We start from the raw sequence: 13,397 nt of genomic DNA, 5'->3' as shown, positions 1-13,397 counted from the left end.
GTTTTCGTTCCTTCGGAATGGCTTTGCAAAACCGCCGATTAAAATTATGAGGATTGAAAAAATAATTAAAATCGGCCATCCGGCTTTGCGCGCAGTTAAAAAAGCAGTTTCCGCCGAACTAGAATATGAAAAGCTGACTGGAAGAAAGTTAGGAATCACTGGTGAAGTTGGCGAATTACTGACTTGCCAAAAACTTAAACTAAATCTTGTAGCCAACCCGTTAATTGCCGGATATGACGCTATTGATAAGAAGGGTCGAAGATATCAAATTAAAACCAGACATGGGCATAGCGACCGGGGAAGAACAAGCAGATTTTCGGAACATGATTTTGACTACGCAGTCCTAGTAATATTGGATAAAAAATATAAAGTTTCTGGTTTGTGGCAAACAACATATAAAAAGTTGCGTCCCGTATTAAAAAGACTGAAAAGACGCAATCCTAGCTTAAGAGAATTTAAACGGATTTCTAAAGAACTACTATAAACTTGAAGTTAAATCTCCCAAATCGGCGGATGGGTTCCCACCGAAGATGGGCAGCCGCCGGGACTCCTTATCCAATCTCCTCCCCTTTCCGAATTTTATTGCTTTCGAGAATTATGCGATTTTTCGCAACTCAAGGGGGAGTCAACCAATTAAACATAAGGGGGTTGGAGCGGTTTCCCCCTTGGTGGAGAAAAATCGCATAATCGAGAACCAGCAATAAAATCCATGCCCTTATTTTCATATTCAGCAAAAAATTTTAAGGGAGAAGTAAAGACCGGAGAATTAGAGGCGACTGACACGCTTGATGTTGCGGGGCAACTTCGCAAAGACGGCTATGTGTTAACATTCTCGGAAGAAGCGTTAAAAACCCAAAAACCGAAGCTTGCGTTCCTGCAAAAAGGTTTTGACTTTCTCCAGCACATCTCGCTTGCGGATAAGATGATTTTTTCCCGCAACCTTGCGGTGCTTGTGGGAGCGGGGGTTTCGTTAAACCGGGCTCTCGATATTCTTGCCAAGGAAATGGAGAAGGAGCGGTTTAAAAAGACCATTCTTGCAGTCTCCGAACGCGTAAGATCCGGGAAGCCGTTCAGCGATGCCCTGGAGCAATTCCCCGGAATATTTGAAGAGATATATACCAGCATGATCCGTGTGGGAGAGACCGGGGGAAACTTAGAAGAAGTTTTGAAACTTCTTGCGCTTCACTACGAGAAAGAACACGACTTACGCTCGAAGGTGCAGGGAGCGATGATCTACCCGGCAGTGGTTGTCGTCATCATGTTTTTAGTTGGTGCCATGATGATGATCTTCGTCATTCCCAAACTGACCAAAATATTCGTGGATCTTGGCGTCGAGCTTCCCTTTACGACCAAAGTCATCATTTTTACTTCGCATATTATGGAAAAATATGCCCTGCTCGTATTCGCTGCTATTTTTGCCCTCATCTATGCCCTGCGCACTTTTTCTCAGAAAGAAATCGGTAAGAAAATCTTTCATAAGCTTATCCTGAAGGCTCCCATTCTTAAAAATATCGCAAAAAAAGTAAATTCCGCCCGCATGTCGCGAATTCTCTCTTCCCTCATCGAATCCGGCGTGCCCATGGTGCGGGCTTTGGAGATCAGTGCGCGCACGCTTTCCAATTATTATTTCCGCAAATCGCTTATCACCGCAAGCGAAGAAGTGCAAAAGGGCAAACAGCTGTCTAAATCGCTTGCCGAATATCACGAACTTTACCCCGGACTCATTACACAAATGATCGAGGTTGGGGAAGAATCCGGAAAACTTTCGGAGATCTTGGTGAAGGTTGCCGATTTCTATGAAGAAGAGGTTTCCGCCATAACCAAGAACCTTGCTTCCATTATTGAGCCTGCACTCATGGTGGTTATCGGCGTTGCCGTCGGGTTTTTCGCCGTATCCATGATCCAGCCGCTTTATGCGATCGTGAGCCAAGCCGGATAAATTGCACATAATATCCAATGCCTAATATCTAATTTCCAATAAAACTTTGAGGATTTTTATTAGATATTTGATATTAGATATTTGAAATTCGGCGATGGCAGTATATTTACGAAAACCATACATACGTTCGACAAAAAATGGTTTTGTGCTCATTGAGTTATTATTGGTTGTCTCCATAATCGCCCTTATCACCGTTTTCGTATTCAATACTCTCACCACATTCAGACAGCAATCCGACATTGACAGCGTCGGCGAGGGAATATTAGGGGCTCTGCGCTTGGCGCGCTCCAAGACGATTTCATCCGAGAACGCCTCCAGCTACGGCGTGCACTTCGAGTCGGCAACGTACACGCTTTTCATGGGCCGCACGTATACTTCCGGCAGTTCCTTAAATGAAGACCATGCCCTGCCTTCCCAGGTAGAAATATTCAACATTGCCTTATCCACCTCAACGCAAGCGGTGGTATTTGACCGCCTTACCGGACATACTTCAACAATTGGAACCATAAGCATCCGTCCGCAAGGAAGTGTTGTGACGGCAAGAACAATCCAAATCGATAGCTCGGGAGATGTATCCGTTGCCGCCTCGAGTATTTCGGCACTCAATACGCGCATCACGGATACCCGGCATCTTCACTTTGACCTGGGCTGGTCGATACAAAACGCAACAACACTCCGTCTTCGTTTCTATGACTCCCCGAATCCGGACGTGGTAACCGACGTCACCATGACGCCAACTCCTCCGCGTACATCATTTTCCTGGGAGGGAGATACCGATGTATACGGCCAAAATCAGCATGTTAAGGTCAGTGCGCACTCGCTTGATATTTCCAATACACTCCTTTCTATCCAGCGCCACAAAGATCAAAATACAAAAGCAGTGAAAGTTTCAATCATTGATGGGGTTGAAAAAGATGTTGTGTCTTACGCCGCAAGCGGCACTTCCACGGTGGAAATTTATGGAGGAGTGATGAGCGTTCAATAAAGAATTATGAATCACGAATCACGAATCACGAATTTAATCCGCAATACGCCCGCCTCGCCGAGACGGCGAGGCGAGGCTGGGCAATACGCGATTCGAAATTCTCAGCGCGGCATCAGCGTCATCGAAGTCATGATCGTCATATTCGTCGCGACCGTTCTACTTTTTTCTATCGCGGAAGTTGCCGGCCTCTCGCACCGCATCTCTTCCGAGAAGAAACTTGAACTGCGCGCGGGGTACTATGCCCATGAAGGTGTTGAGGCTTTACACGCCATGCGGGATGAGAGCTGGTCCACGCGCATCGGCACACTCTCCGCAAGCACCACCTATTATATCGTGCCGACCGCAAGCGCTTGGATACTCTCCTCTTCCGATCCCGGAGCGCTCGACGGTTTTTTCACTCGGACGGCGGTGATGCAAAACGTGTATCGCGACACCAATGATGACATTGCCTCTTCCGGAACCCTTGATCCGGACACCAAAAAATTCACAATAACTCTGACCTGGGGTACGCAAACAGGAACCAAAACGCTTGCCATAGAAGCATATCTTACGAATTTATATAAGAATTAGCTTTCGGTGTCTGCCAAATCTGGACACGCAACCAAAATATCCTCGGGCCGATGCCCGAGGTTCTTTGCCAAACACACCGAAATCGGCTAAAATGTGACTGCTGTCGAATAGACTTTTAAAGCGAAATCGAATGGTTGTTCGGTAGCACTCCCACATGCCTACGCTCTATATCATAGCCACTCCTATCGGAAACTTGGAAGACATGACGCTTCGGGCATTACGGATTCTTAAAGAAGTTGATACGTTATTTTGCGAAGACACGCGTGTCACCGGAAAACTGCTTGCGCACTTTGGCATATCCAAGCCTCTTCTGTCACTGCGAGAGCGGGTCCAGGATAAAGCCATAGAAAAAGCCATTGCGCTCCTGCAAGACGGGAAGGACATTGCCTATGCCACCGATGCGGGGACTCCGGGCATTTCGGATCCCGGCGGAAAACTTGTTGCTCAAGTAGTACGCGCACTTGGGAGCACGGTAACCATTTCTCCCGTCCCGGGTCCAAGCGCTTTAATTGCCGCCTCCAGCATTGCAGGAACTCCCCTAGACCGTTTTTTATTTATGGGGTTCCCGCCGCACAAGAAGAAACGAAAAAAATTCTTTGAAGAAATCGTGCTGGCGCAATACCCGGTAATATTTTACGAATCTCCACATCGCATCATTCGCTCTCTTCGAGAGCTCAAAGAAGCAGATAACAAAAAACAAGTAACAAAGGTGATTGTTTGCCGGGAATTGACCAAGAAGTTTGAGACAGTGTATCGCGGAACTTTTGATGAAATTCTTCCGGAAATTGAAAAAAATCCGCGTGGCGAATTCGTAATCATCGTGTCGTAGTAACCCATGTCAAAATCCTACATCACTACCGCAATTCCCTATGTAAATGCCAAACCCCACATTGGTTTTGCTTTGGAATTGGTGCAGGCCGACGTTATTGCGCGGGCTCACAAGGAAGCGGGAGATGACGTGCGGTTTCTCACCGGCACCGATGAAAACTCCATAAAGAACGTGCAGGCGGCAGAAAAAGCAGGTGTGCCGATCCAGCAGTTCGTTGACGAAAATGCTAATGTATTCTTCAAATTGACCCAATCGCTCAATATTGGGGCTGATTATTTCATCCGCACAACGGAGGAACGTCACAAAAAAGGCGCGCAGAAATTTTGGGAAGCGTGTAAAAAGGACATTTTCCAAAAAGAATACGAGGGGCTTTACTGTACGGGCTGTGAGACATTTTACCTTGAAAAAGAACTGGAGAACGGCTTGTGCCCCGAACACAAAACGCAACCGGAGCCCGTACACGAAAAAAACTACTTTTTCAAGCTCTCGGATTACTCCAAATTCCTTCTGGACGCTTTTGAGAACAATAAAATCCGCATTCATCCAAAAAGCCGCCAGAACGAGGTCTTGAACTTCATCAAAGAGGGACTGGAAGATTTTAGCATTTCGCGCTCAAACGAGCGCGCAAAGAACTGGGGTATTCCTGTGCCCGGGGATGACTCGCAGATGATGTATGTATGGTTTGATGCGCTTACCAATTATATCAACGCGCTCGGATATGGCTCTGGCGACGAGGCGTTATTTGAAAAATACTGGAATGCGCCCGACGCAGAGGTGCTCCATGTCATTGGCAAGGGCATTATGCGGTTCCATGCCATCTATTGGCCCGCGATGCTTGAATCGGCCGGCATATTCCCCAAAAACGGCATTGATATCATGGTGCATGGATATGTGACGGTAAATGGCCAGAAAATCTCAAAATCCATCGGAAATACGGTTGACCCATTTGAACTGGTAGAGAAATATGGCGCTGATGCAGTACGATACTTCCTTTTACGCGAGATTCCGGCAACTGAAGATGGTGACTTCAGCGAAGAAAAATTCATCCAGCGCTATAATAGCGACCTGGCCAATGGCCTTGGGAATTTAGTTTCTCGAGTGGCTACACTCGCAGAAAAGTCAGGAATTGCAAACCTCGGACGAAGCGATGAAACTTTCACAAAACCCATGGAAGACGCTGAGCGCCGAATCAATGTAGGCCTTGTCGACTATCAATTGCATATGGCACTCTCCGTATTATGGGAGCTCGTGATGCTCGGAAACCAATATATAGACGAACAAAAACCTTGGAGTAAATCGGGTGATGATACCGAAAGTATTTTAGCGAATCTTTCACGCCTGATCCTGCGCATCAGAAGACTCTCAAGAAGATTTCTTCCTGACATCTATAAAGAAATCGATAAACAATTCGGTATTGCCGACGATACTCTTACGATAGACCGAAATGTGAAGCTTCGGGTCCATAAAGGCAAGCCACTTTTCCCGCGTATATGAATCCCCTCCTCGTCGACACTCACGCGCATGTGAACTTCAACGCCTTCAAGAACGATGGTGATGCGGTCATACAGCGCGCGCTTGACGAAGGTACTTGGGTTGTAAACGTCGGCTCGCAAATTGATACCTCGCGCCGCGCGGTGGAATATGCCGGGCACTACCCAGAAGGCGTATACGCGGTTGTGGGGCTCCACCCCGTACATCTTTTTTCACAGCATATCGACGAGGAGGAATTCGGATTTGACTCTCGAGAGGAGAAATTCGACTATGAAGCATATAAGACGCTTGCGAAACATGAGAAAGTGATTGGCATCGGCGAATGCGGGCTTGAATACTTCCACCTGCCGGATAGCGAGGCAGAGGAAATAAAACGCACTCAGAAAGACGCATTCATACAGCAAATAGAGCTGGCTTCGGAACTTAAAAAGGCCCTCATGGTACATTCGCGCGACGCCTATCAGAATATTTATGAGATTCTCAGAGAGCGCCGCAAAATATTAAGCAATGTTATCATCCATTCCTTTATTGGCAACTGGGAGGAAGCGAAAAAATTTCTGGACCTGGGTTGCTACATCAGTTTCAACGGCATCATCACCTTCAAACCCCGAAAAGAAAAAACTCCAGGAGCTTCCGATCCCGAACTTCTGGAAGCAGTGAAAAATATTCCCCTTGAACGCATGGTGCTGGAAACCGATTGCCCTTACCTCGCGCCCGCAATCCACCGGGGAGAGCGCAATGAACCAAGCTACGTAAAATTCACCGCAGAAAAAATCGCAGAGATAAAAAATATATCTTTTGATGAAGTGGCGCGTCAAACAACGCAAAATGCCAGAACGGCATTTGCGATCTAATGCGTCTTACGCAATGAAACTCTATAACCACAAAAAAATTGAAGAGAAGTTGCAGAAGGCGTGGCTGAAAGACGGCACGTATAAGGCCGCGGATGATGACTCGAGGAAGAAATTCTATCACCTCGTCATGTTCGCGTATCCCTCCGGGGATCTCCATATCGGCCATTGGTATAATTTCGCTCCGGCGGATGTTGTCGCCAGAAAAAAACGCATGGAGGGATATAACGTCATGAGCCCTTTTGGCTTTGACGCGTTCGGACTGCCCGCCGAGAATGCCGCGATAAAAAGAAAATTACACCCGAAAGACTGGACGTACTCGAATATAGAGCGGATGCGCAAACAGCTTTACAGCATGGGACCGTCATACGACTGGTCGCGCGAGGTTATTACCGCAGATCCCGAATACTACAAATGGACCCAATGGATGTTCCTGCAATTATTCAAAAAAGGGCTTGCCTATAGGGCGAAAATACCCGCAAATTGGTGTCCATCATGCAAAACAGTGCTTGCCAACGAACAAGTGGTGGACGGAAGATGCGAACGGTGCAAAGAAGAGGTTATTCGTAAAAAAGTAGAACAGTGGATGTTCAAGATAACCGCATACGCGGACGAGCTTTTGCGCGACCTCGATATGCTCGATTGGCCGGAAAAAACAAAGACCGTGCAACGGAATTGGATTGGCCGTTCCGAAGGAGCGGAAATACAATTTGGCATCAAGGACAAAAGATCGGATATCAAAGTATTCACTACGCGCCCGGATACGATATTCGGCGCTACATACTTAGTGCTTGCGCCGGAGCACCCGATGGTAAAGGATCTGACAACAAAGGAACGACAAAAAACCGTTGAAGCATACATTATGCAGGCCGCGAAGGCCACGGAGATAGAACGCACCAGCACCGAGCGAGAAAAGACCGGAGCGTTCACCGGAAGCTATGCCATAAATCCGGCTACAAAAAAAGAAATTCCCATCTGGATATCCGATTACGTACTGGGGCACTATGGCACGGGCACAATCATGGCCGTTCCGGCGCACGACGAACGAGACCTTGAATTTGCCAAAAAATTTCACTTACCGATAACCTGGGTCATTAAAGGCATTGCTCCCGGCATGGGGGATGTGGAAACCGACATTTGGCAAAAAACCGTCGGAGATCATGCGTATACCGGAAACGGGTGGATGGCGGATTCGGATAAATTTACCGGCATAGAGACGGAGAAAGCACTTCCGGCGATGATTCGCTGGATGGAGAAAGAGGGCTGGGGATGTCCGAAGGTAACTTATAAGCTCCATGACTGGATAGTATCGCGCCAAAGATACTGGGGAGCACCTATTCCTGTCATATATTGCACATCATGCGGCATTGTCCCGGTACCCGAAAAAGAGCTTCCTGTTCTCCTGCCGGACGTTGACGATTACAATCCGCCGGGAGACGGCAAATCCCCTCTTGCGCGCTCGGATGCGTTCGTAAAGACAACGTGTCCCAAGTGCGGCCTTATTGCCAAGCGCGAGACGGATACCATGGACACGTTTGTGGACTCTTCATGGTACTTTTTGCGTTATGCCGACCCTAAGAACGACAAAGAATTCGCGTCTGCAAAAAAATTGAAACATTGGCTTCCTATAGACCTCTACATCGGCGGAAGCGAGCACACGGTGATGCACCTGCTCTACGCCCGGTTTTTCACCAAGGCCCTGGCTGACGCCGGGCATCTTACCTTCCGAGAACCTTTCACCGCCTTGCGGCACCAGGGTATTATTTTGGGCCCCGATGGAGAAAAAATGTCTAAGTCGCGGGGCAATGTTGTTGACCCCGACGACCTTGTGAAGAATTTCGGGGCAGACACAGTGCGCCTCTATCTTTGTTTTATGGGAGATTACTCCCAGGGCGGTCCGTGGAACCCGGGTGGGATACATGGCGTGAACCGATTTTTAAATCGCGTTTGGAAATTCTATCAAAGCGCGCCGGCAAGCAAGAAAGACGCGACAGATAGCAAAAATATTCTAAAAACTCTACACAAGACCATAAAGAAGGTTGGCGAAGATATTGAGCAGTTAAAGTTCAATACGGCCATAAGCGCACTCATGGTCTGCTTTCGCGAGATGGAGAACTCCGACAACATTTCTACGGAATATCGGGAATCATTCCTGAAGCTACTCGCTCCTTTTGCGCCGTTCGTAACGGAAGAGCTCTGGAGCGAATCACTCGGCTACAACAAGAGCATTCATCTTGCGCCATGGCCCGCGTATCAGAAGGGGCTTGCGCAAGATGAAATGTTCAATCTCGTCGTGCAGATAAACGGAAGGGTGCGCGGCACCATCAACCTTCATAAAGGCACAGAAGAAAAAGATGCGCAGGATGCCGCAGAGAAAGATGAGAAGTTGAAAAAATATTTTAATGGCAGAACTGCCACAAAAATCTTCTTTGTGAAAGACCGCCTCATAAATGTCATTTTCCCCGAGGCATAGCAGACTCTTAGAACCTGCTCGCCTGAATTTTTCTGAACAAAATTTAGGCGGACTTGTAAATTTTTGCAAAATATGGTAGTATCCGATTCTGTACATTGAAAGACATCAATAATCCCTACCAAATCCCGAGTGCCAAAGGAGCGCAACTTGCCTGACGAAAAAAAGGTCTTCGATCTGGACACCAACGTATTGATCCAAGACCCCGAGGCCGTAGAGAAATTCGGGGATAACGATGTGCTCGTGCATATCTGCGTCATTCAGGAACTTGATAAACTCAAGAGCGATCAACGCGACAGGAATGCGCAGAGTAAGTCAAGACAGGCCTCCAACAACATTGCCAAATACGGGGATGCGGCTTCTCTCCAAAAGGGAGTGCCGAAACAAGGCGGTGGCAGACTCTATGTGGATATTGAGCCGATCAAGTTCGCAGAACACCCCATTGCGCTGGAAGAGAGCAACGATAGCAGGATCATACTCGCCGGATATCGTTGGCAAAAAAAACACGGTCGGCCTGTCGTGGTCAAAAGTAACGACCTTAACGTACGAATCATTGCGAGCGCCATCGGCCTTGAAACCGAAGCATATACCTTCCAGAAAAGCTCTTCGGCGACTGACGAGTCTTTCACGGGAATCATGACCCTTCCCCTCATTCGGGAAGGAGCATACGATATTTTCCGGCAGCTCCATGAACAAGAATCGGTCCCTGTCGAAAAAGTGTTTGAAGCCCTGGAGCAGCCTCCGGAGAACCTATATCCCAATCACTGTTGCTACTTGGTGCGCCCGACCGGTCAGACTCTTTTGGCAATTTATAAAAAGGCGGACGGGGTATTCCGCTATGTTCCAAAACCTACTCCGAAGGGAACAGAACGGGGCATCTGCCCCATTAATAATGAACAGGCATTCGCATGCGCCCTCCTCGAAGATCCCCAGATACTCATTGTGACCCTGAAGGGGGCGACCGGCAGTGGGAAGACCCTTTTGCCGCTCGTTGCCGGATACGAACAGCTCGAGGAATTGTACGATCAGCTGGTTATCTATCGTCCGACATTCGAGCTTGGGAATCAGCTTGGATTTCTTCCCGGCGACATCTCTGAAAAGTTTGGCCCATGGACGCTTCCCATCCTCGACAACTTTGACTTAATGCTCGAAAAACGAAGAGGGGTCTCTGCGTGTCAACAAAATTCAAAATGGAAAAAGTCCGACAGAGATACGGAAACCAAAGCGGCTCTTACCAGCATGGGCGATTTCATCCGGGCGGGACTGCTTCGTATTACTCCTATAAATTACGAGCAGGGACGCACCATCCACAAGAGCTTCGTGCTCGCAGATGAGGTGCAGAACATCGACCACGCGGACACGAAGATTCTCATTGCCCGCATGGGCGAAGGCACCAAGATTGTGCTTGTCGGCGACGTACATCAGATCGTCAATCCGTACTGCCACCCCACATCGAATGGGTTGTGGGATACCATTGAAGCGTTCAGGGGGCAAGAGGTATATGGGCACATCACCCTTGTGAAAACCGAGCGCTCACTGCTGGCAGAGCTTGCCGACCAACTTCTGTGATTTACATATTCATACAAACAAACCCCAGCCTTCGGGCTCGGGTTTTTTCTTTACCCCCACACTAATTGTCCGCTAGCGGGGCAACGCGCCGCAAATAACGTGTAAGATGCATAAAGATTTTAAAAAATAATTTTGTCACATGTCTACGGATATACCGACTGCGGACGATTAGTGTCGGGGGTTTCTATGGAGTTTGCTCCGCACTTATCGCGATAAGTGCGGGATTTACCGCGGCGCGTAAATAGTGTATAACAGTGAGCATCATGCCCTCGTAGTTGAACGGATACAACGCCTCCCTCCGAAGGAGGTAGTACAGGTTCAATTCCTGTCGAGGGCACATCAATTAGAAAAAGCTATTGCTTTACAGATGTTGGCGGAAGGTTCTTCCAATATGTCCCTTCAAGAACCTGTGCCGTTCCAGCCTGCTCCATTTCCATTGTGGTTTTCCAGGCGGGAAGCCCTCGTGCCTCGTCAACGACTTTTTTATAATGCGGGCTAGTCGCAAGCAGCACTTCTTCCGCGGAGACAAAAGTGATTCGTACACTTGATCGCATTTCTTTAAATTTTTTTAGGGCTTCCTGAACTTCCGGTTGTTCCCAGTAGCCGTTTGGATCATGGAGCTCGTCAATATGCTCAAGCATTGCCTTCGACCTCGGGATATGGAAGTCGCTGGTTATTACCGATACGTGATGCCAGTCGTTTGCCGCGATTAGCTTTATAAGCTCGAGAAGTTCAGTAAATGTAGAGTAGGAGTTTTCTTGAAGAATGATCGTTTTTTCATCTACGCCCCTTTTCTGGAGTTCTTCGGCAGTTACACGGGCAAAGCTTGCCGGTTCAGTCTTTATCCAGCTATTGGCAACCACTTTTGCTTCGGGAAAGAAACGATGTAGTTCGGCCGCCGCGATACTTCGGGCCTTTGCGCCACCCATCAACCCATGGACGTCTCCTTTGCTCCCGTAACTTCCCGATTTATATTCTCCGGTTGCTTCATTTTTTACAATATCACGAGCCAAAATATAAAGGGCGTCGGGCTTGCCCTCGCACAGGCGTTCATAGGCTTCCTTCCTCTCCGTCTCTACTATAGTATAAGATTTTGGTTCGGATCCTGCCTCTCTCATTTTATAAGATTACCCTATGCGGGGGATCCTTTCAAATAAAATGAAAAAACACAAAAACCCCCGCAAAAGGGGGTTTTTGTGCTTTTCGTTGCCCTGAATTTTCCGGTGGACGTCACCGGAAACGAGCCGATCTTCCAAAGTCCTTCGGCAAACACTTACGGCTTATTCGCCGCTGCAGCATACCGTTTGGTGCGGCGTGGTGGTTCGATCCACACAACACCGCACAATACCGTACACTTATACGACGTCCGTACCGACACCCAGAAATATATCCTTGTAAGATATATTTCTAGTAAAGAAATGTTCCATCGACAGCTTCCGCTACCGATGCCTTGTTACGACTTAGCCCCTGTTATCGATCTTGCCTTAGCTCATCATAAAGATAATCTTCGGGCATTACCGACTCCCTTGACTTGACGGGCGGTGAGTACAAAGCTCGAGAACGTATTCAACGCCGCGAGGCTGATCGGCGTTTACTAGCGATTCCGGCTTCATGAGGGCGGGTTGCAGCCCTCAATCCGGACTGGGACCGGTTTTGGTGGGATTGGCTCCCCCTTGCGGGTTGGCGACCCTTTGTACCGGCCATTGTAACACGTGTGTAGCCCAGGGCATCAGAGGGCCATGCTGATTTGACGTCATCCCCACCTTCCTCCCTCTTTGCGAAGGCAGTCTCGCCTGACACTTATAACAGGCAATAGGGGTTGCGCTCGTTTCCCGACTTAACGGAACACCTCAAGGCACGAGCTGACGACAACCATGCAGCGCCTGGACACCTGTCCTTGTAAGACGGCACCCCTTTCGGGACACCTTCAGGTGAATTTCAAGCCCTGGTAAGGTTCCTCGCTTAGTGTCGAATTGAACCACATGTTCCACCGCTTGTGCGAGCTCCCGTCTATTCCTTTGAGTTTTAGCCTTGCGGCCGTACTTCCCAGGCGGTTGACTTAACGCGTTAGCTTCGCCACGCAGAGGGTCGATACTCTGCATAGCTAGTCAACATAGTTTAGGGCGTGGACTACTGGGGTATCTAATCCCATTCGCTACCCACGCTTTCGTCCCTGAGGGTCAGCGGCGCCCCAGCAAGCTGCCTTCGCCTTCGGTGTTCCCCATGATATCAACGCATTTCACTGCTACACCATGAGTTCCGCTTGCCTCTTGCGCGCTCCAAGTCGTGCCGTATCCTGCGCGGTTACGGAGTTAAGCCCCGTGATTTAACGCAAGACTAACACAACCCCCTGCGGACGCTTTACGCCCAATGAATCCGGATAACGCTTGGGGTCTCTGTATTACCGCTGCTGCTGGCACAGAGTTAGCAACCCCTTATTCGCCGGGTACCGTCAGAAATTCTTCCCCGGCAAAAGCAGTTTACGACCCGAAGGCCTTCATCCTGCACGCGGCGTCGCTCGATCAGGCTTTCGCCCATTGTCGAAGATTCTCGACTGCAGCCTCCCGTAGGAGTACGACCCGTATCTCAGTGTCGTCGTTGGGGGCCGTGCTCTCACACCCCCTACCCGTCATAGCCTTGGTGAGCCGTTACCTCACCAACTAGCTGATAGGACATAGGCCTCTCCCGAAGCG

At 48.6% G+C, this 13,397-nt stretch carries 10 protein-coding genes, 1 tRNA gene and 1 rRNA gene; 10 read left to right on the top strand and 2 right to left on the bottom strand.

Features of this window, described 5'->3' with window-relative positions; all coding sequences use genetic code 11:
- The first annotated feature begins 46 nt into the window (after positions 1–46).
- From Q7S09_04995 to Q7S09_04950, 10 genes are all read left to right on the top strand, one after another.
- Complete coding sequence (locus tag Q7S09_04995) at positions 47–484, top strand: hypothetical protein (GenBank protein ID MDO8558509.1); 438 nt, start codon at positions 47–49, stop codon at positions 482–484.
- Between the two features lie 225 nt (positions 485–709).
- Positions 710–1,939 carry a type II secretion system F family protein gene (locus Q7S09_04990; protein ID MDO8558508.1) on the top strand — a complete coding sequence of 410 codons (1,230 nt, stop codon included), beginning with the start codon at positions 710–712 and terminating at the stop codon, positions 1,937–1,939.
- A gap of 94 nt (positions 1,940–2,033) precedes the next feature.
- Positions 2,034–2,924: a prepilin-type N-terminal cleavage/methylation domain-containing protein gene (locus tag Q7S09_04985; protein ID MDO8558507.1), complete on the top strand. Its 891-nt coding sequence runs from the start codon at positions 2,034–2,036 to the stop codon at positions 2,922–2,924.
- Positions 2,925–2,930: 6 nt separating this feature from the next.
- Positions 2,931–3,494 (top strand): hypothetical protein, encoded by a 564-nt coding sequence (locus tag Q7S09_04980; GenBank protein ID MDO8558506.1) that lies wholly within the window; start codon positions 2,931–2,933, stop codon positions 3,492–3,494.
- Between the two features lie 154 nt (positions 3,495–3,648).
- Positions 3,649–4,323, top strand: a complete 675-nt coding sequence (gene rsmI / locus Q7S09_04975) for a 16S rRNA (cytidine(1402)-2'-O)-methyltransferase (protein ID MDO8558505.1) — start codon at positions 3,649–3,651, stop codon at positions 4,321–4,323.
- Between the two features lie 6 nt (positions 4,324–4,329).
- Positions 4,330–5,817, top strand: coding sequence for a methionine--tRNA ligase (gene metG / locus Q7S09_04970; GenBank protein MDO8558504.1), 1,488 nt, complete (start codon positions 4,330–4,332; stop codon positions 5,815–5,817).
- Positions 5,814–6,668 carry a TatD family hydrolase gene (locus Q7S09_04965; protein ID MDO8558503.1) on the top strand — a complete coding sequence of 285 codons (855 nt, stop codon included), beginning with the start codon at positions 5,814–5,816 and terminating at the stop codon, positions 6,666–6,668. Before metG ends, Q7S09_04965 begins: the two co-directional genes overlap by 4 nt.
- 13 nt (positions 6,669–6,681) lie before the next feature.
- On the top strand, positions 6,682–9,138 hold the full coding sequence (gene leuS / locus Q7S09_04960; protein ID MDO8558502.1) for a leucine--tRNA ligase: 2,457 nt from the start codon (positions 6,682–6,684) through the stop codon (positions 9,136–9,138).
- 147 nt (positions 9,139–9,285) lie between these two features.
- On the top strand, positions 9,286–10,704 hold the full coding sequence (locus Q7S09_04955) for a PhoH family protein (protein ID MDO8558501.1): 1,419 nt from the start codon (positions 9,286–9,288) through the stop codon (positions 10,702–10,704).
- Between the two features lie 265 nt (positions 10,705–10,969).
- Positions 10,970–11,041, top strand: a tRNA-Arg gene (locus tag Q7S09_04950).
- Positions 11,042–11,057: 16 nt separating this feature from the next.
- Here the strand turns inward: Q7S09_04950 and Q7S09_04945 are convergent.
- Both Q7S09_04945 and Q7S09_04940 read right to left on the bottom strand, forming a co-directional pair.
- Entirely contained in the window at positions 11,058–11,822 is a 765-nt protein-coding gene (locus Q7S09_04945) for a YdcF family protein (GenBank protein ID MDO8558500.1), read from the bottom strand.
- A 293-nt stretch (positions 11,823–12,115) separates the two neighbouring features.
- A 16S ribosomal RNA gene (locus tag Q7S09_04940) occupies positions 12,116–13,397 on the bottom strand; the annotation flags it as partial.

The sequence above is a fragment of the bacterium genome, assembly GCA_030649025.1.
Classification (GTDB): Bacteria; Patescibacteriota; Minisyncoccia; order JAUYLV01; family JAUYLV01; genus JAUSGO01.
Note: the sequence above shows the minus strand (reverse complement) of the source record. Positions and strands in the feature narration are given on the sequence as shown.